General features: G+C 50.3%; 16 protein-coding genes. 14 read left to right on the top strand and 2 right to left on the bottom strand.

Features of this window, described 5'->3' with window-relative positions; genetic code table 11:
• Positions 1-34: 34 nt before the first annotated feature.
• The 3 genes from AC0YN0_RS27940 to AC0YN0_RS27930 all read left to right on the top strand — a co-directional run bounded on the left by AC0YN0_RS27940 (position 35) and on the right by AC0YN0_RS27930 (position 3,290).
• Positions 35-1,414, top strand: coding sequence for an ABC transporter substrate-binding protein (locus tag AC0YN0_RS27940; protein WP_475824226.1), 1,380 nt, complete (start codon positions 35-37; stop codon positions 1,412-1,414).
• A gap of 106 nt (positions 1,415-1,520) precedes the next feature.
• The gene (locus tag AC0YN0_RS27935; protein WP_475824225.1) at positions 1,521-2,423 is read left to right on the top strand and encodes a carbohydrate ABC transporter permease; all 903 of its coding nucleotides are present in this window, start codon (positions 1,521-1,523) and stop codon (positions 2,421-2,423) included.
• A gap of 21 nt (positions 2,424-2,444) precedes the next feature.
• Positions 2,445-3,290 carry a carbohydrate ABC transporter permease gene (locus AC0YN0_RS27930; protein WP_475824224.1) on the top strand — a complete coding sequence of 282 codons (846 nt, stop codon included), beginning with the start codon at positions 2,445-2,447 and terminating at the stop codon, positions 3,288-3,290.
• A 58-nt stretch (positions 3,291-3,348) separates the two neighbouring features.
• On the opposite strand, the gene AC0YN0_RS27925 is transcribed toward AC0YN0_RS27930, so the two are convergent.
• Positions 3,349-4,374, bottom strand: a complete 1,026-nt coding sequence (locus tag AC0YN0_RS27925) for a LacI family DNA-binding transcriptional regulator (RefSeq protein WP_475824223.1) — start codon at positions 4,372-4,374, stop codon at positions 3,349-3,351.
• Between the two features lie 398 nt (positions 4,375-4,772).
• Here AC0YN0_RS27925 and cysD point away from each other — a divergent pair, with 398 nt between their 5' ends.
• Together cysD and AC0YN0_RS27915 are read left to right on the top strand one after the other, a co-directional pair.
• Positions 4,773-5,669, top strand: a complete 897-nt coding sequence (gene cysD, locus AC0YN0_RS27920; protein ID WP_337102044.1) for a sulfate adenylyltransferase subunit CysD — start codon at positions 4,773-4,775, stop codon at positions 5,667-5,669.
• Complete coding sequence (locus tag AC0YN0_RS27915; protein WP_475824222.1) at positions 5,669-7,273, top strand: sulfate adenylyltransferase subunit 1; 1,605 nt, start codon at positions 5,669-5,671, stop codon at positions 7,271-7,273. Before cysD ends, AC0YN0_RS27915 begins: the two co-directional genes overlap by 1 nt.
• Positions 7,274-7,382: 109 nt before the next feature.
• On the opposite strand, the gene AC0YN0_RS27910 is transcribed toward AC0YN0_RS27915, so the two are convergent.
• Entirely contained in the window at positions 7,383-9,341 is a 1,959-nt protein-coding gene (locus AC0YN0_RS27910) for a helix-turn-helix domain-containing protein (RefSeq protein WP_475824221.1), read from the bottom strand.
• A gap of 308 nt (positions 9,342-9,649) precedes the next feature.
• Here AC0YN0_RS27910 and AC0YN0_RS27905 point away from each other — a divergent pair, with 308 nt between their 5' ends.
• From AC0YN0_RS27905 to AC0YN0_RS27865, 9 genes are all read left to right on the top strand, one after another.
• Positions 9,650-10,906, top strand: coding sequence for a carbohydrate-binding domain-containing protein (locus AC0YN0_RS27905; protein ID WP_475824220.1), 1,257 nt, complete (start codon positions 9,650-9,652; stop codon positions 10,904-10,906).
• 103 nt (positions 10,907-11,009) lie between these two features.
• The gene (locus AC0YN0_RS27900) at positions 11,010-11,576 is read left to right on the top strand and encodes an SF0329 family protein (RefSeq protein WP_475824219.1); all 567 of its coding nucleotides are present in this window, start codon (positions 11,010-11,012) and stop codon (positions 11,574-11,576) included.
• Positions 11,577-11,746: 170 nt separating this feature from the next.
• Complete coding sequence (locus AC0YN0_RS27895; protein ID WP_475824218.1) at positions 11,747-12,910, top strand: DUF4317 domain-containing protein; 1,164 nt, start codon at positions 11,747-11,749, stop codon at positions 12,908-12,910.
• Positions 12,911-12,942: 32 nt separating this feature from the next.
• Positions 12,943-13,503 carry a DUF4256 domain-containing protein gene (locus AC0YN0_RS27890; protein WP_475824217.1) on the top strand — a complete coding sequence of 187 codons (561 nt, stop codon included), beginning with the start codon at positions 12,943-12,945 and terminating at the stop codon, positions 13,501-13,503.
• 437 nt (positions 13,504-13,940) lie between these two features.
• Positions 13,941-15,734, top strand: coding sequence for an extracellular solute-binding protein (locus AC0YN0_RS27885; RefSeq protein WP_475824216.1), 1,794 nt, complete (start codon positions 13,941-13,943; stop codon positions 15,732-15,734).
• Between the two features lie 108 nt (positions 15,735-15,842).
• Entirely contained in the window at positions 15,843-16,739 is an 897-nt protein-coding gene (locus AC0YN0_RS27880) for an ABC transporter permease (RefSeq protein WP_475824215.1), read from the top strand.
• A 24-nt stretch (positions 16,740-16,763) separates the two neighbouring features.
• Entirely contained in the window at positions 16,764-17,642 is an 879-nt protein-coding gene (locus AC0YN0_RS27875) for a carbohydrate ABC transporter permease (RefSeq protein WP_475824214.1), read from the top strand.
• A gap of 82 nt (positions 17,643-17,724) precedes the next feature.
• On the top strand, positions 17,725-19,506 hold the full coding sequence (locus tag AC0YN0_RS27870; protein WP_475824213.1) for a sensor histidine kinase: 1,782 nt from the start codon (positions 17,725-17,727) through the stop codon (positions 19,504-19,506).
• Positions 19,481-21,097 carry a response regulator transcription factor gene (locus AC0YN0_RS27865; protein WP_475824212.1) on the top strand — a complete coding sequence of 539 codons (1,617 nt, stop codon included), beginning with the start codon at positions 19,481-19,483 and terminating at the stop codon, positions 21,095-21,097. The genes AC0YN0_RS27870 and AC0YN0_RS27865 overlap by 26 nt, the downstream gene beginning before the upstream one ends.
• Positions 21,098-21,133: the final 36 nt, after the last annotated feature.

Genomic DNA, 21,133 nt, shown 5'->3' with positions numbered 1-21,133 from the left:
GCAAACCAGCATATACGGGGAGGGTTTTTGCAATATGGTGACAAACAAAAAATGGGCAGCGCTTGGCCTTGCCGCTGTCATGATGACCGGACTGCTGGCGGGCTGCGGCTCGAACGGCAACAGCAATAACACGGGCGCAACCGAAGCGCCGAGCACGAATGCAACCGAAGCGCCAAGCAACAATGCGACGGAAGCGCCAAGCACCGACTCGTCCGAAACGAAGCTGACCGGCGATTTCGAAATTCAATACTTCGTCGGCGGTTATGGCGACAAGTGGTGGAAGAAGGTCATCGCCGATTTCGCGGCGGCGAATCCGGATCTCAACATCAAGGAGAGCGCCGGTCCGAAAATCAACGAGCAGAACAAACCGCGCTGGATCGGGGGCAACCCGCCGGATTTCGTCTACATTGACGGTCCAAACCTGAACGACCGTCAGATGGTCGAAGACGGCCAGCTCGAGGACCTGACCGACTGGCTGAAGGATGCCAAGAACATCGACGGCGACAAGATCCTCGACGCGCTGGCTCAACAGCCGCAGCAATATGACGGCAAGATCTACAATATCCCGCTTGTTCTGAACTCGTGGGGCATTTTCTGGGATAAGGCTCTCTTCAAGGAGAAGGGCTACGCCGAACCGACCGACTTCCAATCGTTCCTCGAAGTCAGTGAGAAAATTAAGGCAGACGGCATTACGCCGTACATCCATACCGGCAAATATCCTTACTACATCAACGGCTCGATCCTGTATCCGGCGATCGTCTCGAACAATAACGACGATTTCACGATCCTGCAAGACATGGCGGCGAACAAGATCGAAGCTTACCAAAGCCCGGCCGTGCTCGCGGCTCTGAACCAAATCGCGGAAATGCGCGACAAGGGTCTGATCGACAAAGCGGCCATCCAAATCAACCATACCGACTCGCAAATGATGTTCCTGCAGCACAAGGACGCGTTCATCTCCAACGGCCTTTGGCTGCCGAACGAAATGGCGAAGGACGTACCGGCAGGCTTCGACTTCGGCTTCATTCCGTCGCTCACTCAGAAGCCGGGCGGCAAAGTCGTCGCGAACACGTCCACCGCTACTGTCGCAATCGCTAAGAATGCGAAGAACAAAGATGCGGCGAAGGCGTTCCTGCAGTTCGTGTTCTCCAAAGCTCAAGCATCTCAGTGGGCTGAGCTAAGCGGCGCTCCTTCCAACATCAAGGGTGACATCAGCAGCTCGAATGCGCCTAGCTTCGTTAAGGATGCAGCGAAATATCTGACGGATCCGAATACGGTCGTCATCCCGACGATTACGTTCAACGCGGACGTCGACACGGAAATGCAAAACGCGACCGATGCGTTGACCATCGGCAAGATTACGCCGGAAGAGTGGGTTAAGCGCGTGACCGATGTCGTTGCTAAGGTTAAGTAATTATCTCTAGCTTATCTATTTGAAAAACCGTGGAAGCGGAGGCAAACCCAAGGCGCGAGCCTGAAGGATGCCTCCGCGAATTTACTTGAAAGGAAGGCGGGCCCGCATGAAGTCGGTATCGGAAAAGCTTCAGCGCAACTTGTTCATCGCCACGTTCATCGTTCCGACTCTCGTATTTTTCTTCATTTTCACCATCTATCCGGTCATTCAGGCGCTGTACTATTCGATGTTCGATTGGTCGGGGATGTCGGATACGAAGGATTTCATCGGCTTCGACAACTTCGCGAATATGTTCAAAGACCCGATCGTTCTAAGAGCGATCGGCAACGACTACCTTCTCGTCGCGGGCAAGATCGTCGGAATCATGGTTCTGGCAACCTTCTTCGCCGTCGCGCTGACACGCTTTAATTTCAAGCTGGCAGGCTTTTTCCGGTCTATCTTTTTTATCCCGAACGTCATCTCCGTCGTCGTCATCGGCGTGCTGTGGAACTTTATCTATAACCCGCAGATCGGCTTCCTGAACGGGTTCCTCTCCCTGTTCACGGAAGAGAAGGTGACGATCGCCTGGCTCGGCTTCACCTCGCATACGATTTATATGCTGCTGCCTCCAGCCATCTGGGCAGGTATCGGCTTCTATATGATACTAATGATCGCGGCTATTCAGAATATCCCGGAGTCCTACTACGAGGCGGCCCAACTGGAAAGCGCGAGTCAGTGGATGCAGTTCAAGAGCATCACCGTCCCTCTCATCTGGGAGCAGATGAAGGTATCCATCATCAACATCATGATGACGACGCTTAACGGTTCCTTCGTCATCGTGTGGATCATGACTGAAGGCGGACCGGACAATTCGACTCATGTTATGGGCTCGTACCTGTACCAGATGGCTTTCCGGCAATATCATTTCGGCTACGCGGCGGCTATAGGGGTGCTTATTCTCGTTCTATCCCTGATCACCACGGTCATCTTGCAGAGGCTGCTCCGTCATGAATCGGTCGAACTGAGCTAGAGGTCAAAGGGGGACAACAGAATGAATATGGGGATCAAAAATCCGGTCGTTAAACTTATTTTCTTCGCTATTCTTGTCATATGGAGCATCTCCGTGCTGTATCCGCTGTTGTGGACGCTGCTGGACGCTTTGAAAAACAACGAGCAGTTTTTCCTTAACGCGCCGTGGGCGCTGCCCGATTTTCCATTGCTGTGGTCGAATTTCGCCTATGTCTGGAACAAGTATCATTTCGACCAGTACTTTATCAACTCGATCGTGGTAACTGGAGGCTCGACGCTGCTCGGCTTGCTGCTGTCTGCTACGACCGCTTATGCGCTCGCCCGGTACAAATTCAAAGGAAGCAACGGGTTGTATTTACTCTACATTTCGTCGATGATGGTTCCGTTTATTTTGGCGCTTATCCCGTTGTTTTTCCTCATGGATTCCATGAATCTGATCAATACCAAAATCGGTCTTATCTTCGTCTATACGTCCAGCGTCATCGCATTCGGCGTGTTCGTGCTGGTAGGCTTCTTCAAGTCGTTGCCGAAGGAGCTCGAGGAAGCCGCGGTTATCGACGGAGCCTCCCATTACGGAACGTTCTTCCGCGTCATGCTGCCGTTGTCGCAACCGGGGCTTATCACGGTCGGTATCGTGAACGTCCTGAACATCTGGAACGAATATATCGTGGGCACCATCCTAATTAACGATCCTACGCAGTATACGCTGCCCATCGAAATTGGGATTATGCAGGCCGAGATGCAATACCGCACGGAATGGGGGCCGCTGTTCGCTGCGCTTCTCATGACGATCGTTCCGGTGTTAATCGTCTATATTATTTTCCAGAAGAAAATCGCCAGCGGAATTACGGCGGGAGCAGTTAAATAAATACGTCCAAAATTGCAAAAACTCCTGTCCCGAAACGAGCTTTCGGGGCGGGAGTTTTCTATATGGATTTATTTTCGACGCTTTCTCTTACAATCAACTTGTTCGGCAACAACACTTTGGCTGGCAGCTTATGACGCTTATTCATCCGATCGATTAGGAGCTGCACTGCCCAGTTCCCCATCTCGACAATGGGCATTCCGACAGTCGTCAGCATCGGAGATACGTAACCGGACAGCTCGATATTGTCCATGCTAATAATCGACAGCTGCTCGGGCACCTTGATCTTTGCCTCCGTAAATCGTCGCAACGCGGCAATTGCCGTAATGTCGGTTGCACAGAATACGGCAGTCGGAAGCGGAGAGGCTTTCGCCAAAAGCTCCTCGGCTCCCTGATAGCCGCCAGGGCCGTTCTGCGGGCAGTTGCTCACCAAAGTTTCCGAGCATTCAAGTCCGTATTTGTGAAGGGTATCGCGGTAGGCTTCATACCTTACCTCGTTTAACGTCTCCCCAATATAACCAATTCGTTTGTGTCCGTTAGCAATCAGATGCATAATCGCAATTTGCGTAGCTTCATATCCGTCGCATATAACCTGATCACAGTTGGCAGCAATGACGTTTCGCCCTACATAGACCAGATTTTTGTAGTGCTTCTCGAGAAAATTCATGCTGTCGCTGCTGAATCGGCCCAATATGATCGCGCCGTCCGTATGGGATGACTCGATCTGATCAAGCAGTGCATCGGTCTCGATATCGAAGAGAGAATAGGAAAGATGAATGGCATAACCCAAATCAAGCGCTTGCTGTTCGATGGCGCGAGACATCTGCGCAAAGAATGGATCATCTTCCAATTGTCTCGTACGACCCAATATGCACGAGATGGAAGGAGGGGACGACTTGCGGGAAGAACGTTTGCCAAGCTTGAGTTCTCTGGCATTCTGGTCCGGTATATAGCCGATTTCTTTCGCAACCATCCATACTCTGTCGCGCACTTCTTTAGTGGCAAAGCTATTGTCAGGGGAATTCAAAATGCGCGATACGGTTGAGATGGACACGCCTGCCATAGCAGCTATTTGCTTTAAAGTCATCAGACATCCCCCTTTTATTATTATTTGACCACATCAGAATGTTTAAGTGCTTTACAGCGATAAAGCGTAAAGTAGATCATTCAGATTGGCGATAAAAACTTCCGCTTAAACGCGGTCGCTCATCCTCGAGATACTCCGATAGGAGTTTTTCTCATTATGATAGCTCGTTTTTGCGCAAAATAAAAGTCGATTTGCGTAAAACGAACGCAAATCTTAACGGATTACTCAAGTGAAACGTTTGCGTAATGAGTGCTGGTTTTCCAAATCGAAAAAACATATAATAATATGAAAATTGTGCTGATTTTTTTTTTGCGTGGATAGGTTGAGGAGACGATCCCGACCACATCGATTTATCGTGGTCAGCAGCGATTCAAATTGGCATTATAGGAGTGATACACATGTCGCTGACACACTTGGATAAGCTTGAGGCTGAGGCGATCTACATTTTTCGGGAGGTTGCCGCTGAATGTGAACGCCCGGTTATGCTTTATTCGGTAGGTAAAGATTCATCGGTCATGCTTCATTTGGCGATGAAAGCCTTTTACCCTGAAAAGCCGCCATTTCCGCTGCTTCAAATCGATACGAGCTGGAAATTTCGCGAAATGATCGAGTTCCGTGATCGCAGAGCGCAGGAGCTCGGTGTCGAACTGATTGTTCATCGCAACGAAGCTGCTATTGCAGAGGGCATCAATCCGTTTGATCACGGATCTGCATATACGGATATTATGAAAACACAGGCGCTCAAAGAGGCGTTGACCAAGTATCAGTTTACCGCCGCTTTCGGCGGAGGACGACGCGATGAGGAGAAGTCTCGCGCTAAGGAGCGTATCTTCTCGTTCCGCAACGAGCAGCATACATGGGATCCGAAGAACCAACGTCCGGAAATGTGGAAGCTGTATAATACCCGCATCAATAAGGGAGAAAGCATGCGCGTATTCCCAATCTCCAACTGGACGGAGAAGGACATATGGCAGTATATCCAACGCGAGAATATAGAGATTGTTCCGCTATATTTGGCAGCTGAACGCCCGGTTGTCTATCGTGACGGCAATATCATCATGGTGGACGATGATCGCATGCGGATGCTGCCGGGAGAAACTCCCGAGATGAAGATGGTGCGTTTCCGTACATTAGGCTGTTACCCTCTTACGGGCGGGGTTGAGTCGGAGGCTGATACGTTGGACGAGGTTATCGCAGAGACGTTATCGGCAACGACTTCCGAACGAACAAGCCGCGTCATTGACAAGGAAGCTGCAGGCAGCATGGAGCGGCGCAAACGGGAGGGGTACTTCTAATGAGTCATACGGAAAGCAGTCTTCTGAAATTTATTACTTGCGGCAGCGTGGACGACGGCAAGTCAACGCTTATCGGCCATATTCTATACGACTCCAAGATGCTATATGCCGATCAGGAGCAGGCTCTTATGCTGGACAGTCAGGTTGGCAGCCGAAACGGAGCTATCGACTATTCCCTATTGCTTGACGGTCTGATGGCTGAGCGCGAACAAGGCATTACGATTGACGTTGCTTACCGTTACTTTAATACCGAAAGACGCAGCTTTATCGTTGCCGATACGCCGGGGCATGAGGAATACACCCGCAATATGGCCGTTGGTGCGGCATTTGCCGATCTAGCCGTTATTTTGCTGGACGCCAAGCAGGGCGTTCTGGTGCAAACTCGTCGCCACGCTCGTATCTGTGCGCTGATGGGGATTAAGCATTTTATATTCGCGGTTAACAAAATCGATCTTGTAGGCTACGATAAGCAACGTTTCCTGGACATTACCGAGGATATTCAGCAGCTTCGCAAGGAGCTTCGATTGGATAATGCCGTTATCATTCCTGTCTCGGCAACAGAAGGCGACAATGTAACGCAGCGTTCTGCCAATATGGAATGGTATGACGGTCCGACATTGCTGGAGCATTTGGAAACGGTGGATATTTCTACGGATATCACGGAGCGCGGCTTCTACATGCCTGTTCAGCGAGTAAGCCGTCCGGATCATAGCTTCCGCGGCTTCCAAGGACAGATCGAAGCAGGTAAGGTTGCCGTTGGCGACACGCTGACTATTCTGCCAAGCGGCGAGACGGCTGTCGTCAAGTCTCTTCACATCGGAGAGAAGAAGGTAGACGGCGCGATCTCCGGTCAGCCTGTGACGATTCAGCTTGATCGTGAGGTCGACGTATCACGCGGCTGCGTGCTGTCCAAAGATGCAGGCTTGAAGACATCGACCGTCCTTTCGACGACGCTGCTGTGGATGGATGAACAACAGCTGGTTCCGGGCAAGGAATATTGGATCAAGCTGGGCACGAAGCTGTTGCCTGCCTTGGTGACGGAGCTGCACCATAAGGTGGACGTCAATAACGGCAACTTGCTTGCGGCTACTACAGCGGTCAAAAACGAGCTAGTGAGCTGCGATATTGTCGTCTCTGAACCACTCGTTGTCGATGAGTTTCTGCTGCACAAAACGATGGGCGGACTTATTCTGATTGATCGTGTTACGCACGCTACGGCGGCATGCGGGGTTGTCGTATCCGTAGGCAGCGAGAATCAAGATGGCGTGTTCTTGCAGGACGGGGATACGAAGCAGCAAGTCAATCTGTTTGACAGCTTCTGGTACGAGCCCGACGTAAACATGGTACTGCGTCAGAAACATCCAGCTGCTACGTATAACAAAGGGGATGCGCTTCCTCTGCAGAGCGTTCAATGCCGATATCCAGCCGATTTCGATCTGCAGTCGGATGCAGGCTTTGCTCATATCCGCGGCGGCCTATTCACAGGCTTCGGCCCTCGCGAGCCGCAAGTGCCTTTGCTTGATGTGAACGGTCTGGAAGCAGGTACCGGTGCAACCGGAGGTTTTGGCAAATATCGCAATATTCTCGTACGAGATAAAGGATAAAGCAAGTCATAAGCTCGACAGGCTTGCATGTCCTTTATGAAAAAGTAATAAAAACCTTCATGTCCGCCAGCGGATATGAAGGTTTTTATTATTTCTGAGGCGGTTATTGTTATTCCGCTGACGGTTCTTCTAACATGGCTACAATATCCTTGATCTGGCCCATTACGGAGATAGGGTCCGAGAAATAGAATCGATAGCCGTCGATTTCGTACAGATGATTTTCCCGAACAGCCTTCAGCGTGCTCCAGATAGGGTCGCTCGCGTAGTCGAAGGTTTCGCTTTTCGCATTGACTGCCATAAAAATGTAATCTCCGGCAAAGTCAGGTATGAGTTCGCTAGAAACGCTTAGCCATCCAATGGCAGGATCGACCGATTGAGCCACCTTTTCGTTCATCGGCAGACCCAAATGTCCATGGAAAGTCCGCCCGGTGAAAGCATCGCCGTACAGCGTATTCCCTTTCGCGATGCCTCCGTCGAATACCGATACGGTTTCACCTTCTTTAATCACCTTACCTACTCGATCCTTGGATGCCGCAAGCTGCTCCTCAAAATTTTGCAGCAACGCTCCCGCCTCGGCTTCCTTGCCCAAAATAACGCCAAGCTGCTTTGTTTGCTCCCGCACATCCGCGATATTCTCGATAAATACAGTTGGAGCGATTTTGGAAAAGGCGTCGTATTGGTCGGAGTTTCCTGTGATGATCAAGTCAGGCTCGAGTCCCACGATCGCCTCCAAATTATCGCCTACATCTACAATGCCTTCAACTTGGTCGGCCAAATACGGATTTTCCATAAACATTTTATTACTGCCGAGAGGCTTCACATCCAGCGCAAGCAAATATCCCAAATAGAAGTCGGTTACCACGCGCTGAGGATTGGCGGGAACCTCTACATCTCCTTTGACAGTCGATACGATTCGATTCGCCTCTTGTTCTCCCGGTTCGTTGCTCGGGGACGACGATACGACATTCTGATTCTGTGTTCCATTGCTGGCTTGATTGTTGGATGCATTCGTACCTGCGTTGCCGCATGCGCCTAGCAACAGACCAAACGCAATCAACAGGCTCGCAGGCACCATCTTGTAATTCTTAAACATTTCTTTAGACCCTCCATCAGTTAAATGATAATAATAATTATTATCAGTATATCCGCGTGATTGGGCCTCAACAATGTGATATCTTCCTCCGCTTAATGTAATATTCTCCTTCTTGTCGCTTGTGGCTCGTTGGCGGCGGTATGCGCTTGGCGAGCAGCCGACATGTTTTTTGAACGCATTGCTAAAGTAATACACATCCTGATAACCAACTGAAGCCGAGATCGTACGCAACTGCAGCGTGGTATCCACGAGCAGTCTGCACGCCTTTTCCATGCGAAGATGAATGAGACAGTCAATCGGACCGCGATTCAACACTTGCTTGAATCGGTTCGACAGATGTCCTGAACTAACCTGCATGGCGGAAGCCAATGTTTCAAGCGTTAATGGGCTCGCATAATGCTCCAACATATATTCCAGTGCCATTGTAACCAACTGCGCTGGGCTAGTCGTTTTGTGCATCCCTTGCGAGGCATGATACTGCTCTATGACATGCGAAATCCACTGATAGGCAAGCCCTTTCAGCCTCAAAGAGACTGATGTCGGTTGTTCCTGCCATAATTCATGAATTTGATCAAGCAGCGTGTAAAGCGAACCAGGCTGGCCAGGTGCAAAATGATAGGCAGTCTTGAACGGATTGCACGTATGTATGGCTGCCTTAATTTCCTCAGGCGTTTCGCAGGCAAGCTCCGCTTCATACATGACTGCGAAGTAATCCAGCCCGTCGGCTCCTGCGTTAAGTTCCATCCGGCTATTGGGCCGCACATGAAATATATGCCCGCAACTAGGTGAATATATTCGCTGATTGAGCAGCACGCGTGCACTGCCCCCGCTTACGCAGAAAAACCCGCTTGTGGGGAAGACGATGCTGACTCCATGCTCTCCAGGCAGAAGCGACTGCTTCCTCAGATTCACAATTCGAATATGCGCATGCGACCAATACTCCAGATGCTCATGTTGCTGCAAAGTCAGATCCATGCGTTCACCTCTCGAATAGACGGCATCGGATGCCGTAGTCATCATCCATTATACAAACATACGAATAGCCTTTCAATTCACTAGCCAGTCATATTCACTCGAACAAAGAGAGAAAGAGTCCCTCGTATTGGAGCAAACAGGTTGTTTGTTTTTGCGGTTAGATTAAAGATGAGGGAAGTGAACTTTAAAATGATGTTTAAGGTTGGCTAAAGCTGTCTGCATTAGTGTTTAAATAAGACGAGAGGCGACCACGTCATTCTAATAAAGAAACCGTGCCTGCTACTTTATAATTCAAGGAGTGTTCATTCATGAAAACAAAAAAAACGAAGAAAATAAGTGCCATTACGTTGGCTCTATTGCTTAGCGTATCAGCCGTGGGATGCTCTAACGCACAAGATGTCAGTGTGGATGCAGCAGTTACTCAAACAGCAAATACTCAAGAAACAAGTACACCGACAACAAGCGCGTCAACGTCATCAAGCGAAACGACAACATCGGAAGCTTCCGTACAAGACACATCGGAATTGTTCAGCGAACGGGATTTGGAACAGTCGGCGGACCTTGCAGGCGCAACGCAGATTAATTTGGTGAGCGATCAAGACGTGACGCTGGATACAGAAGGTGTATATGTCTTAAGTGGTGAGGCAACTAATGTGACGGTTGTGGTTGAAGCAGCCGAGGATGCGAAAGTTCAAATCGTCCTTGACGGCGTCCGGATTACCAATGAAGATTCTCCTGCCATTTATGTGAAAGAAGCGGATAAAGTTTTCGTTACATCCACGGACAGCGAGAGCTATATGGAGGTTGCCGGCAGCTATGTAGCGGACGGAGATACCAATTTGGATGCCGTTATTTTCTCCAGAGCAGACCTGACCCTGAATGGAACCGGAAGCTTGGATATTGTATCGAACGACGGGAACGGGATCTCTTCTAAGGATGATCTGAAAGTTACCGGAGGCGTGTACAACATTCAGTCCTCTGCGGACGCCTTAGAGGCCAATGATGCGATCCTTATCAATGATGGAACGCTAACGATCAATTCGGGCAAGGATGCCCTGCACAGCGAGAACGATGAGGATGTTGCTCTTGGATATATCATTATTAAAGGCGGCGACTTCAGGATCTCCGCTGGCGACGATGCCATCCAAGGCAACAGCTTTGTTCAAATCGATGGCGGCACGATTAACATAGAGACCAGCGAAGAAGGCATCGAGTCGACGAGCATCAAGATTAATGATGGACAGATCACGTTGTATGCGAAGGATGACGGAATTAACGCCTCGCAAAAAGTCGATGGTCAAGTCGTTATTGAAGTCAATGGAGGCACTATTGATGTAAGTATGGGCAGCGGGGATACGGACGCCTTTGATTCGAACGGCGATCTCTATATTAATGGAGGTACCATAACGGTCGAAGCTTCGTCAGCCTTTGATGCGGATGGTACAGCTCAATTAAACGGCGGAGATGTTACGGTCAATGGAGAAAAAGTCACTCAAATTACTCTATCGCAAGGAGGCGGTGGCCGAGGAGGTGCAGGGGGCGGCAGAGGAATGGGCCGTCAATAGTTCGGAACGAGGTTCAAGCCCATGCGGCTTGAGCCTTTTTAGGTTATTATAGAGTATGACTGTCTCGATAGGCAGTTTATAATAGAGAACATAGGTGAATGACATGTCCTGGAGCAAATTGAAGCAGCAGCTGGAGAGCTTTCTCAGTCCGGCGTTAAACGGAAGGGTCGAATACCGAGCAACGGGCTACCGATATTTGCCCGATAAAGCTGGTCTTTGTTATATTGCGGCGGACAAGAAGAACGTGCTCAATATGATCGATAAAACGACCTTGATCCGTTGGTATGAGACGGAGCTGGACATTAAGAATGACGCTGGCATCTACATCCCGATCACTGACGAAGAAATCGAAGCCGTACGCAAAGGCGCGTCGGGAGTCATTCCGGAGGATCGGCTGCAAGTGATGGCAAGAAGCAGAAAAAAAGCAGAGCTAGCGAAGCAGCTCATGACGGCGCAAGCCTCATTAAGCAAATCGAACTTCTTGGTGACAGCGAATGCGTTTCTATCCACTTCGATCGAGGCGAGCATGGAGAGCAACGATATTTTATTGAATATTTTAGCCTTGGTCGACAGACGAGTCGGGAAGAAGCGGTTGTTGAACATTGCCGACCAAATGAAGCTAAAGCATCCCGCTGTCCAGTATTTTTATGAGCTGCGGCTTAGTACGTAATGAACATTAATAACGCATTCATTTAAACGGGCAAGGCCATCTTACTAAAATATAAGAAGTATAATATTCATGTTTATACTAGGCTTATATTTCATCCGCGAAACGTTTGCTTGCGCCGCCCAAAGACGGCGACAGCCGTTTACGCTTGCATAGGAGCTGTCTGACGGAACATGATCAAGAAAGAGCTTGCGCATATTCGCAAACAATTTAAGCTGGATAATGATTTGCTGAACCTTTTCGAGATTCTTAACGTGTACATCATGAAAGAAAGCAACGAAATTTATCATTACGAGCGTCAGCCGTTCGACATGCTGGACAGAGAGAAGCAAGAGCTGTATATGAGCAATTTCAAAAAGCTGCTGACCGGCGAATTGGATCAGAAGCAATTCGAATTAAAGTTCATGGAAGAAGCCGAGGACCCGTCGCAGGTGCTTCTCCATCAAGCGTTGGTGACCGGCGATTCGGATGAATGGCATGATCTGATGATCCTGATGGTGAATAAAATGTTGGCCGATACGAAGTATGAACGGGATACGGTCGTTACTTTCGTGCGCGGACAATATTTTCGTCCGACCAAGGAAAGGAACGAAGAAGCGGAGGAGAGCGGAAAGGACGAGCATTTCGTCAATCCGTTCATTCTGTGCAGCGTGAATGCTACGGAGCAACAACGGAACACCCTTATGTTCGATTATGTCGAGAGGGAGTTCAAGTATAATGTCTTCGTAGATCCGATCATCAAGCTGAACGCGCCGGAGCAAGGGTTTTTCTACCCTAGCGTGACGGACAACTATTCCGACGTGAATCGCATTATGTATTGCGCGGGGAAATCCAATGAACCGAATCCGCATTTTATCGAGCAGGTCTTGAACGCAGAGAAGTCCGTGACGGCGCAGGAAGAGAGAGCTATTTTCGAGGAAATCGTGAAGGAAGTGGCAGGGGAGCAGCTCGATGCGGCAACGCTCGCGCATGTGTACGAGGAAATTCACCAGATCATCGAGACGAGCGAGGGAGAAGAGCCTCCGAAGCTTGATTATAAGGATGTAGCGCATATGCTCACTGCAAGCGGCGTGGACAATGTAACGACGGAAAAGGTGGAATTGGCGTTCGAAACGGTTGTCGACGACAAAAATTATGAGCTAAAAGCGACCAGCGTCATTCCGAAGTTTACTTCGAAATCGATTAAGATCGATACGAAGGTCGCTACGATTTCGGTCAGCCCGCAAGATTTAAAATACGTAAAACAGGTCAATTATAGAGGGAAACGCTGCATCCTAATCGAGGTCGACGAAGACGCGGTTATTGAAGGATTTACGCTTGCTACGGAGACGTTGTAAGGGAACCACACAAATAATGAGGAGGAACGAACATGACAAACCGGGAGCTGTCACCCGAAGGAATTGAAGGGCTGCTCAAAACATTGAAAGGCCGGTTCGAGAAGAATACGAACCGCCATGAGGACCTGTTATGGACCGATGTGCAGGCAAAGCTCGAAGCTAATCTTGAAAAATTGTGGTCGCTGGGCGAAATGGAAAAAACCGGCGGCGAGCCGGACGTCGTTGGCCATGATAAGAAAACGGGCGAATACATTTTCATCGATTGTTCGGCGGAGAGCCCAAAAGGCCGCAGAAGCATTTGTTATGACCGCGCGGCGCTGGATGCAAGAAAAGAGCATAAACCTGCCAATAGCGCAATGGATATGGCTGCTGACATGGGCGTTGAGCTGTTGACGGAAGAACAATACCGGAAGCTGCAGGAATTCGGCAATTTCGATTTGAAAACTTCGAGCTGGGTGATGACCCCTGCTCCTATTAGAAAACTCGGAGGCGCCCTCTTCTGCGATCGCCGCTACGACACGGTCTTCGTGTACCACAATGGAGCAGATTCCTACTATGGGGCCAGAGGCTTTCGCGGGTTGCTAAGGGTTTGAAGATAATTCCAATCTATATTTGCTCAGAAGAACGACGCCCCTTCCAGTCAATGGAAGGGGTTTTTGATTGGATATCCTACAATCAAAAAACGAGGAATGAGAAGATATCAGAGTTTGATTGGATTTTGTACAGTCAAATGGACGGAGAAAGTTTACTGAGGGCCGGGATGCCAGTTTGGTTGTATAAATTCCACTCAAAAGTAAATTTACAGGCGATTGGGAGCGATTAGACTGTATGAAATACAGGCAAACTTAACGTCGGTAAATGGACGGAGAAAGTACTTGTTCACAATAGAAGGCTAGCGCTTATTCAGCGTTAGCCATTTTTGTAATGTACGTTTTTCGTTATCACGTTAAAATTCGAATATATACGCAGTCCCGCTTAGTCCATATAATTTGAAGCGTACCACTAAATGCGAAGGGAAAAGGGGAAAACGATGAGTCGATATGCGAAGGTCGTAAAGCTATTAGCACTTTCGATTGCAATTGGACTATTACCGACATTAGCGGCATGCACGAGCGGTAACGGTAACAACAATAATACCGGGAACACGACAGCCGCAACAAAGAGTCCAACAACGGACAATAGCAATACAGAAGAGGCGACGGAAGCTTGGAAGCAGAAGTTCGATCCTCCGGTTACGATTACGACGGCCATCGTAGACGACGGCACCTCGCGGGGCAACGCGTTCAAGCCCGGCGAATCGATGGAGGACAACGCCAATACGCGTTGGATGAAGGAAAACATGGGGATCGACGTGAAATTTGATTTCATCGTTACGAAGCCGGAAGATTACGATACGAAGCTTCGCCTGCTGTTGTCCAGCGGAGGCAAGCTGCCCGACTCATTCGCGGCAGGTAATGACCCGCTGCAGAACCTGCTGGCGGCGGATAAGCTGCTGCCGCTGGACGAAGCGATCGAGAAATACGCGCATCCCGAATATAAGAAGATGCTGGAGAAGTATGGCTATGCACTCGGCGAAGTGAAGAAGGACGGCAAGATCTACGGTTTGCCTGCGTTCTTCATGGGCGACGAAGGCACGGTCATGTGGATTCGCAAAGACTGGCTCGACAATCTGGGACTTCAAGCGCCTACGACGCTGGACGAATTCGAGAACGTGCTGAAGCAGTTCACCGAAGGCGATCCGGACAAGAACGGCCAGAAGGATACGATCGGCTTGGCCGTGCCGCTCAAGGAAGGCCCTTGGACGTGGATGGGCCAGACGGACGCGATCGTCTCCGCTCTTACGGATCAAATGATCAATACGTACGACGTGCGCTTGTTCTGGAACAAGGGCGATGACGGCAAGCTGAGCTACGGAGCGATTCATCCGGACGCCAAGCTGTATCTGCAGAAGATGAGCGATTGGATGAGCAAAGGCTACATGGACAAGGAAGCCGGCATCAAGGATCCGGCCAAAGCTTCCGAGCTCGCGGCAAGCGGCAAAGCCGGCATTATGTTCGGACCGTTCTGGATGGGCGATTGGCCGCTCGGCGACGCAACGAAGAACAACCCGGAGGCCGACTTCCAGCCGTATCCGCTCCCCGCTGGGCCGACGGGCTTGACGGGCCGCGCGGAGAAGCCGCTGACGCAGGGCTTCACGGTGTTCAACAAAGACTTCAAGCATATCGATGCGTGGTTCGCCTACTTTAACAAAATTATTGCGAAGAAGCTGGAACTGGCCGACGACCCGTACTTCGATCCGCGCTGGAAGGACGGCTACCATGAAGGCTACGATTACGTGAAACTGGACGGCAAAGTCATCAAGGGCAACTACGAAGCGGCAGGCGTACCGGCGGACCAATGGCCGCTCAAGGACGGCGCCACGATCGACATCCGCTTCATGATGACGAATATTCTCGGCAACTTCACGAGCATTCCGAACTCGAACAGCGAAGCGGTCAAGAAGTTCCTGGCCGACCCAAACGCCGAAGCGGTAACGTCCATGGAATTCGACGTCAAGCAAATGAAGCCTAGACAGCTAGCGGCTGCGGGCGTTCGGATTAACCAAACCGTATCCGAAGGCAAAAACTATTTTACCGGTCCGATGACGGCAACGATGAAGTCGAAGGGCGAATTGCTTAAGAAGCTCGCTACGGAAAGCTATCTGAAGATCATTTACGGTGACAAGCCGATCGAATATTTCGATGATTTCGTCAAGCAATGGCTGGATAACGGCGGCCAGAAAATTACGGACGAAGTCAACGAATGGTACGCAAAAAACCAGTAAACCATCACGGATGACAGTTGAAGAATCAATAAATGGAAGGGGGAGGAGAGGGCAGCCTTGGCTCGCTCGCTCCTCCTCCATTTTTTTAGGGGAAAGGGAGGGTTCGTAATGGCGGCGTATTGGCGAAAAACTTGGCCATTTCATCTTCTATTGTTGCCGGCTTTGGCATTGGTCATCGTGTTTCAATATATACCTTTGTTCGGGGCCGTTATTGCCTTCCAGGATTACGAGCCATGGCTAGGGATCAAAAATTCGCCATGGGTAGGTTTAGACCATTTCCGGTATCTGTTCACGTATCCGGACGGCAAGCAAATCATATGGAATACGTTAATTATTTCGGCGTTCAAGCTGGTCGTGAATTTGGTTATTCCGATTATCTTCGCTCTGCTGCTTAATGAAGTCAGCAAAATGGTTTTCAAGAGAGCGGTGCAGACCTTCGTTTATTTGCCGCATTTTCTGTCGTGGGTTATTCTAGGCGGCATTATGATCGATATTTTGTCAACGGAGGGCGGTATCGTCAATCGTCTCCTCAATTCATTCGGTATCGAGAGCATCTTCTTTTTGGGCAACGGCAATTGGTTCCGGTTCACGGTCGTGTTAAGCGACGTATGGAAGGAATTCGGATTTTCCGCGATTATTTTTCTCGCTACGCTTGTGGGAATCAATCCGGCTCTGTACGAAGCGGCCGAAATCGACGGGGCTACGCGCTGGCAGCAAGTGAGGCTGATCTCCGTTCCGCTGATGATGCCGATCGTGATCGTCGTCGCGACGTTGTCGCTCGGCAGAATACTGGATGCGGGCTTCGATCAAATTCTTAATATTTACAATCCTCTCGTCTATTCGCATGGCGATATCATCGATACGTTCGTCTATCGAGAAGGCTTGAACAACGGACAGTTCAGCTTCGGAACGGCAGTCGGCCTATTCAAATCGGCGATCGGCTTCGTCCTGATCGTCATCAGCTACAGACTGGCTTTCAAATTAGCCAACTATCGGATATTTTAATATAAGCTTGAGGAGGCAGAGACGATGCGCTATCGCTCTAGAGGGTACACCGCTTTTACGATCTCGAACACGATCTTTCTTAGTCTGCTGTCGCTGATTTGCATTCTACCTCTTCTTCACGTGCTTGCGATGTCCTTCAGCTCGCGGGCAGCCGCAACGGCGAATATCGTCAATTTCTGGCCCGTCGGATTTACGATGGACGCTTACTTGAAGACGCTCAGTAACGCCATGTTCATCAAATCGCTGGGCTTCGGTCTCGAGCGGACGGTGTTAGGCACGGTGCTGTCAATGGCGGTCATCACGATGGCATCGTACAGCTTGTCGAAATCCATTCATAAGTTCCCCGGCCGTCAAATTTACATCTGGGTGTTCGTCTTCACGATGCTATTCTCGGGAGGGCTGATCCCTTCTTACGTGTTGGTAAGCAAGCTGCATTTGATCGACACGATCTGGTCGTTGGTTCTGCCTACGGCCGTCAGCGTATGGAATATGATTCTGATGCTCAATTTCTTCCGGACGATTCCGCAGGAGCTTGAGGAGGCGGCGCATATCGACGGTGCCGGCCATTTGAGAGTGCTATGGAGTGTCTATTTGCCCGTATCGATGCCTTCCATTGCGACGTTGTCCTTATTCACGATGGTGTTCCATTGGAATTCATGGTTCGACGGCATGATCTACATGTCCAATCCAGACGGGTATCCGCTCGCGACTTATTTGCACTCCATGATTGTTAGTGACAACCTGTCGAGGGTCGGTGTAACATTGGATAGTGTAGCGAACTTTTCTAACCGAACGGTCAAATCGGCGCAAATCTTTATCGGGGCTCTGCCGATTCTGCTCGTCTATCCGTTTCTCCAAAAGTATTTCGTCAAAGGCATCGTGCTTGGCTCGGTGAAATCCTAGGGCGAATGCAAGAAACAATGAAAGCGCTATATTTCCAAGCGTAATCGACCCTCAAAAATAGAGATCAAATCAGGTGAGCCTCATGTACAGAATCAGACGCGGTCCGATTGGAAAATTGAATATTTTCACGAAAGTGATCATCGTTATCGTCCTGATGCTTATCCCGATCATACTCATGTACAATTCTTCGAATAAAACGAGTACGGGCGTTGTCGAGCAGGAGCTGCTTCAGATCAACCTGAATCGGATTAAGTTTTTTGTCGAGCAGATGGATGTCGAGGCGGACCGGCTATGGAGATCTGCTTTTGTCGTCGCGACCGACCCGGACACGCTGCAGCTGCAGCTGCACACCTCCGCCGAGCCCGCGTATTCCGTGTTGGCTTCGAAGAGGCTTCTGCTGCAGAAGCTGGATATGCAGTCGACCTCCTTCGAATGGGTCAATGATTTCACGGTGTATTCGCCTCTGTCGGATATCGTCGTTTCTACGAACTTGAAGCAAAATTACGATGCGGAATACTTTAAGGACGCGGTCCAGGAGCGCTGGGATTATCGCGTCATCGTGGCGGACCGGGGACCGGAGAAGGCGTTCGTGCGCGATTTGATTACCCCGTTCGATATCCTTTCCAAGAAGGGCAATCCGAATTTGTACGTCGAAGTGATGTTCACGTCGGATAATCTGGTCAAGATGCTCGAACGATTCATGCAAGGCGGCATCGGTCAGCCGTTTCTCTACCATCCGGACTATGATCCGCTCGTGCCGCGGGACCTTGATCCCGAGCTGATGGCCGCCATGGCGGACAAATTCGAGACCATTCGAGCGCAGAATCCGACCGAAGGATCGGTCAAGATTACGTTTCGGGATGAACCGTACCTCGTCAATTACGTCACCTCGGAATCGCTGGGATGGTATATGGTGGATTTCCAGCCGATGAAGAAGGTGCTTGCGCCGATTGACCACAGCAAGCGAATGTTCTACGCTTCGGGATTGCTGCTGCTGCTGATGGGCATCGCCTCCGCGGCGTTGCTGTACCGCAACGTACAGCTGCCGATCAACGATCTGATCCGAGCGGTCAAGTCGCTTCGGAAGGGCGTGTACAATCATCGGATCAAGCGCGAGAATCGCAACGAATTTCATTATTTAATCGAGCAGTTCAACCTGATGTCCGAGGACATTCAGACGCTCATCGACAAGGTGTACGCGGAGCAGCTTCACGCCAAGGAATCGTCGCTCAAGCATTTGCAAGCGCAGATCAATCCGCATTTCCTGTACAATAACTTCGCCTTTATTCAAAGCATGGCGCAGCTGGAACGAACGAAAGTAATCGTCGCCTTCACGCAGCATTTGAGCCAATACTACCGATATACGACCCGAACGGAGCAGCAATTGACGGTATTGGCCGAAGAAATGGAATTGATTCGCAATTACTTGGAAATCCACCGGATGCAGTCCGAGCGCCTGCATTTTCATGAACATATGGAAGACGGCATGCCCGCTATTCTTATGCCGAGGCTGCTCATCCAGCCGCTCGTCGAGAACGCGATCGTGCACGGCATGGAAGGCAAGATCGGGAGCTTCGAGATCGTCATCACCGGCAGCATGACCGGGGATGGCTGGAAGCTATCCGTGGAAGACAATGGAGTCGGCATGCAACAAGCCGACTTGGAGGCGTTAAGGCATTCCTTAAACCTGCAGTCGAGCGCGGATCTTAGTCTGGGTCTGCGCAACGTTCATCAGCGCGTAAGAAACTACTTTGGGCTAACATCGGGACTTCTGGTTGAGCATTCGCAGCTAGGCGGACTTCGAGTGACGTTGATGATTAAGAACGGAGGCGATTCCAATGTTGGAAGTGCTGATCGTGGATGATATCCCCTCTCAGGTGGACAGCTTCGCCGCTACGATTCCGAAGGAAGAGCTTGGCATCGGCCGTATTCACAAAGCCTATTCCGGGAGAGAAGCGCTGGCGCTTTATCGGGAACAAAACATTCATATCGTCATTACGGATATAAGGATGCCGGAGATGAGCGGAATCGAGCTGATTCATGAAATTCGCGAAATGGGACGCAAAGTTAAAATCGTTGTCATATCGGGGTATGCCGATTTCGAATATGCGAAAAGCGTCGTCCCGTATAACACGTCCGGGTACTTAATGAAGCCGGTCAATCCGGATCAGATGAGGGAGACGCTGGGCAAGTTAGCGGAGGAAATCGCGGGCGAACAGAAGCTGCAACAGGAGCAGCATCGGGACGCCTATGCGTTTCGCGAGAACTTGCCCGCGCTCAAGGGCGAGCTGCTGAATCGTCTGCTGTACGGTTACGGCATTCCGATCGCGGAGCTGGAACGGAAGCTGTTCCTGTTGAACATCCCTTTTACCTTGCAGCAGAGAGTGGGCTTGTTCGTCGTCAGACTGGAAGGGAAGCTTCAAGACTATGAAAGCATGGATAAAGAGCTTATCGAATATGCGGTTACGAATATGGCGGAAGAGCTGTTTCGGGACGCGTTCCATCTGTGGTTCTGCCGGGATTGCAACGAATATCTCGTTATGATCGTATCGGCGAAAGAAAGCGCGGACGCCAGCGAGCAGGATCTCCGGAACGAAATGGACCTTAGGGCGGCAGGGCTGAAGAAAAAGGTGGGCTCGCTGCTCAGCGGCAGCATATCCATCGTGCTGGCGGAGGATTGGGCGTATTTTCCCGAGGGCATCCCGGGACTGTATCGATCGGTCATCGATGGAATGAGGGCGATCGAAGAGAATCGGCAGAGCGTATTTATGAGGATCGCGGGCAATTCCGATCGGGTGCAGATTGGAACGCTTACCTCGCTGTATCGGCCTCCCCTTCTCATTCATTTGCTCGATACGGGCAACTGGGTGCATGCGGAGGAGAAGTTGATCGAAATATTCGCCGAGCTGAGAAGCAAGAACTACCCTCCCGAGCATGCCAATGAAGCTTATTTTGCCATTGCTAACGCCTACCAGTACATGGCGCACAAGAAAGGAAAGCTGCTTAGCGAGATTGGAGCCTCCTCCTTCGGGCTCATGCCTGCCGCGCCTTCGCTTAACCAGTTGGAGAAGTGGGCCTTCTTCATGCTCCGAAGTCTTAGAGAGCAGTCGGAGGATGGGGGCGAGAAGCAGGCGAGCATGGTTGACAAGGTTCATAAATTCATCGAGGAGAACATGGACGGCAATCTGTCGATGCAGACGATCGCGGCGCATATCAGCCTTCATCCCGCCTACTTGTCGAGAGCCTACCGGGCGGAGACGGGAAACAATCTGAGCGATCACATCCAACGCTACCGGATGGAATTAGCCTCTTACATGCTGCGCAGCAGCGACAAGAAGATATACGAGATTGCCCAAACGATCGGATATCAGGCCGTCCCGCATTTTATAAAGCTGTTCAAAGCCTATTCGAACATGACCCCGCAGGAATTCCGTGATCGGGCGGGGATGTCGTGATCTACAAGCAAGCAAGCCCCTTCCTTAATGCGGAAG

Source organism: Paenibacillus sp. J22P218, from assembly GCF_056269195.1.
This window is presented reverse-complemented; position numbering and strand designations above follow the sequence as displayed.

Excerpts from the sequence above, each read along its gene's own strand:
- AC0YN0_RS27910 (WP_475824221.1), bottom strand. The coding sequence starts at position 9,341 with ATGGATCTGACTTTGCAGCAACATGAGCATCTGGAGTATTGGTCGCAT.
- AC0YN0_RS27900 (WP_475824219.1), top strand. The coding sequence starts at position 11,010 with ATGTCCTGGAGCAAATTGAAGCAGCAGCTGGAGAGCTTTCTCAGTCCG.
- AC0YN0_RS27925 (WP_475824223.1), bottom strand. The coding sequence starts at position 4,374 with ATGACTTTAAAGCAAATAGCTGCTATGGCAGGCGTGTCCATCTCAACC.
- AC0YN0_RS27905 (WP_475824220.1), top strand. The coding sequence starts at position 9,650 with ATGAAAACAAAAAAAACGAAGAAAATAAGTGCCATTACGTTGGCTCTA.
- AC0YN0_RS27890 (WP_475824217.1), top strand. The coding sequence starts at position 12,943 with ATGACAAACCGGGAGCTGTCACCCGAAGGAATTGAAGGGCTGCTCAAA.
- AC0YN0_RS27875 (WP_475824214.1), top strand. The coding sequence starts at position 16,764 with ATGCGCTATCGCTCTAGAGGGTACACCGCTTTTACGATCTCGAACACG.
- AC0YN0_RS27885 (WP_475824216.1), top strand. The coding sequence starts at position 13,941 with ATGAGTCGATATGCGAAGGTCGTAAAGCTATTAGCACTTTCGATTGCA.
- AC0YN0_RS27880 (WP_475824215.1), top strand. The coding sequence starts at position 15,843 with ATGGCGGCGTATTGGCGAAAAACTTGGCCATTTCATCTTCTATTGTTG.
- AC0YN0_RS27865 (WP_475824212.1), top strand. The coding sequence starts at position 19,481 with ATGTTGGAAGTGCTGATCGTGGATGATATCCCCTCTCAGGTGGACAGC.
- AC0YN0_RS27935 (WP_475824225.1), top strand. The coding sequence starts at position 1,521 with ATGAAGTCGGTATCGGAAAAGCTTCAGCGCAACTTGTTCATCGCCACG.
- AC0YN0_RS27915 (WP_475824222.1), top strand. The coding sequence starts at position 5,669 with ATGAGTCATACGGAAAGCAGTCTTCTGAAATTTATTACTTGCGGCAGC.
- AC0YN0_RS27895 (WP_475824218.1), top strand. The coding sequence starts at position 11,747 with ATGATCAAGAAAGAGCTTGCGCATATTCGCAAACAATTTAAGCTGGAT.
- AC0YN0_RS27940 (WP_475824226.1), top strand. The coding sequence starts at position 35 with ATGGTGACAAACAAAAAATGGGCAGCGCTTGGCCTTGCCGCTGTCATG.
- AC0YN0_RS27870 (WP_475824213.1), top strand. The coding sequence starts at position 17,725 with ATGTACAGAATCAGACGCGGTCCGATTGGAAAATTGAATATTTTCACG.
- cysD (WP_337102044.1), top strand. The coding sequence starts at position 4,773 with ATGTCGCTGACACACTTGGATAAGCTTGAGGCTGAGGCGATCTACATT.
- AC0YN0_RS27930 (WP_475824224.1), top strand. The coding sequence starts at position 2,445 with ATGAATATGGGGATCAAAAATCCGGTCGTTAAACTTATTTTCTTCGCT.